At 65.5% G+C, this 2,928-nt stretch carries 2 protein-coding genes; both read left to right on the forward strand.

The features are described 5' to 3' along the window. The first annotated feature begins 46 nt into the window (after positions 1-46). The gene (locus ACFY2Z_RS41615) at positions 47-1,345 is read left to right on the forward strand and encodes an IS256 family transposase (protein ID WP_390749189.1); all 1,299 of its coding nucleotides are present in this window, start codon (positions 47-49) and stop codon (positions 1,343-1,345) included. A 286-nt stretch (positions 1,346-1,631) separates the two neighbouring features. Continuing rightward, entirely contained in the window at positions 1,632-2,894 is a 1,263-nt protein-coding gene (locus ACFY2Z_RS41620) for an IS110 family transposase (protein WP_390749190.1), read from the forward strand. The last annotated feature ends 34 nt before the right edge of the window (positions 2,895-2,928 follow it).

Consider the following 2,928-nt stretch of genomic DNA (forward strand, 5'->3'; position numbering starts at 1 on the left):
GGGAGTGTCTAATCAACGGCGGATCCGATGATCAAGGAGACGCCTGATGAGCGAGGCCATCACCGAGCACGGGACCGTGGAAGAGCCGGTCGTCGAGTCGGCCGCGGAGGCGGTGTCGGACGAGCAGTTGATCGCGATGCTGGTCGACCGCGCCCGCAATGACGGACTGCAGCTGACCGGGGAGGGCGGGCTGCTGCAGCAGCTGACGAAGCGGGTGCTGGAGTCCGCCTTGGAGGGGGAGATCACCGACCATGTCGGCTATGGCAAGCACGACGCGGCGGGCCGGAACAGCGGCAACAGCCGCAACGGCACCCGCACCAAGACAGTGCTGACCGACGTCGGCCCGGTTGAGGTGAAGGTGCCGAGGGATGTGGCCGGCACCTTCGAGCCGCAGATCGTCAAGAAGCGGCAGCGCCGCCTGACCGGTGTCGACGAGATGGTGCTATCGCTGTCGGCGAAGGGCCTGACCCATGGGGAGATATCGGCTCATCTGGCCGAGGTGTACGGAGCCGAAGTCTCCAAGCAGACCATCAGCACCATCACGGACAAGGTGATGGAAGGCATGGCCGAATGGCAGTCACGTCCGCTGGATCGCGTTTACCCGGTCGTCTTCGTGGACGCCATCAACGTGAAGATCCGCGACGGCCAGGTCGCCAACCGGCCGATCTACCTGGCCATGGCTGTGACCGTCGAGGGCACCCGGGACATCCTGGGGATCTGGGCAGGTGATGGCGGCGAGGGTGCCAAGCACTGGCTCAGTGTGTTCACCGAGCTCCGCAACCGCGGCGTCGAGGACGTGCTCATGCTTGTCTGCGACGGATTGAAGGGCCTGCCGGACGCGGTCGAGACGATCTGGCCGCGAACTGTGGTGCAAACATGCATAGTTCATCTGATTCGGAACAGCATCCGCTACGTGGCCCGGCAGGACTGGGACAAGGTCGCGAAGGATCTCAAGCCCGTCTACACCGCGCCGAGCGAGGCCGCCGCGACCGAACGGTTCCTGGAGTTCTCCGAGAAGTGGGGCACCAAGTACCCGGCCGTGATCAAGCTGTGGTCCGACGCCTGGGCCGAGATGGTGCCCTTCCTCTCCTTCGACGTCGAGATCCGCAAGGTGATCTGTTCAACGAACGCGATTGAGAGCGTGAACGCCCGCATCCGCAAGGCCGTGAGGGCTCGTGGCCACTTCCCGTCGGAGAACGCCGCGTTGAAGTGCGTCTACATGGCGCTCATGTCACTGGATCCGACCGGCAAGGGGCGCCGCCGCTGGACGATGCGCTGGAAGGCACCCCTGAACGCCTTCCAGATCGCCTTCGAAGGACGCCTCACCCCCACCACCAGCAACTGACTCAACAACCAAGATCAGCCGTTGATTGGACAGGAACGCCGGAAGCGCTGCGCTGATCACCTCGGAGACAGGAAAATCGCCTCGGGCGTCCCGGTCGGCCGATGGGTCTGCGATGCCGGTGAGCTCGTTGGACAGGATGGCGATGGGGGTCAACCAGGGGACCACGGTTTGTTGCCACGGCAGCAGTGATGCCGCCCGGAGCACGCGTGTCAGATTCCGTCTTCTTCCCTGACCCCTCCGGGGCGCCCGCCCGGCACAGAATCGCCGCGTGGGAGGGGAGTACGTCATGGCGCGCCAGGACGTGAAGGACGAGGTCATCCACTTGAGGTCCGCCGGGGTGGACCTGGGCAAACGGTTCCTGCTCGCCTGCACCCGCACCCCCAGCCCGAAGCGGCAGGGAAGCTGGAGCCTGGAGACAGAACGGTTCGGCACCACTCAGGCTGAGATCCGGCGGCTGCTGGCCTGGCTGGTGGAGGCTCGCGTCGAAGTGGTTGTCATGGAGGCGACCTCGGACTACTGGCGGAGCGTCTACTACATGCTCCAGCCGCATCTGAACTTGATGCTGGTCAACCCTGCCCATCTGAAGGGGATCAGGGGCCGCAAGACCGACCCGAGCGACGCGGCGTTCCTCGCCCGGGCCGGTGCGTCGGGCCTGGCGATGGGTTCCTTCGTCCCGGAGCGGGAGATTCGCGAGTTGCGGGACCTGACCCGTCGCCGGACCGAGATCGTCCGCGCCGCGGGGCGTGAGGCCCAGCGGCTGGAGAAGGAACTCGAGGACACCGGGATGAAGGTCAGTTCGGTGCTCAGCAACATTGTCGGCGCCACAGGACGTGCCATCCTCGAAGCCCTCATCGCCGGTGAGCGGGACCGCGAACGTCTCGCGGACCTGGCCTGCGGCAAAGCCCGGAACAAGATCCCATCTCTCATCGAGGCCCTGGACGGCGAATTCACCGTGCACCATGCCTTCATGGTCCGCCACTACCTCGATGAGATCGACCGCCTCAACAGCGCCATCGCGATGTTCGACACCCGAATCGCCTCGCTACTGACCAGGCACGAGGAGGACTTGGACAACCTCGACACCATCCCCGGCGTCGGCCGGCTGGCCGCTGAGATCATCATGGCCGAGACGGGCGGGGACATGGCCCAGTTCGCCTCCGCCCAGCACCTCGCCTCGTGGATCGGAGTCTGCCCAGGACAGAACGAGTCGGCCGGGGTCACCAGATCCGGACGCACCCGCCCGGGCAACAGCAACCTCAAGCGCCTGCTTGGGACCGCCGCTATGGCCGCGATCAGGGACAAGACCTCCTACCTCGCCGCGTTCTTCCGCCGTATCTCCGCTCGCAGAGGCGGCAAACGGGCACTGGTCGCCGTCATGCACAAGCTCGCCATCGCCATCTGGCACGTCCTGCGGGACAAGGCCCCCTACCGCGACCTCGGAGCCGACTACTTCGCCAAGCGCGATCCCGAACGTGCCATGCGCCGCATGATCAAGGAGGCCAATAGCCTCGGCCTGACGCTCCGCTTCGAACCGATCCAAGCCGCCTGACCTGGGCAGCGCACTTCATTTTCGTGTCAGACCC

This window comes from Streptomyces sp. NPDC001222 (assembly GCF_042896945.1).
GTDB classification, from domain to species: Bacteria; Actinomycetota; Actinomycetes; order Streptomycetales; family Streptomycetaceae; genus Streptomyces; species Streptomyces gibsoniae.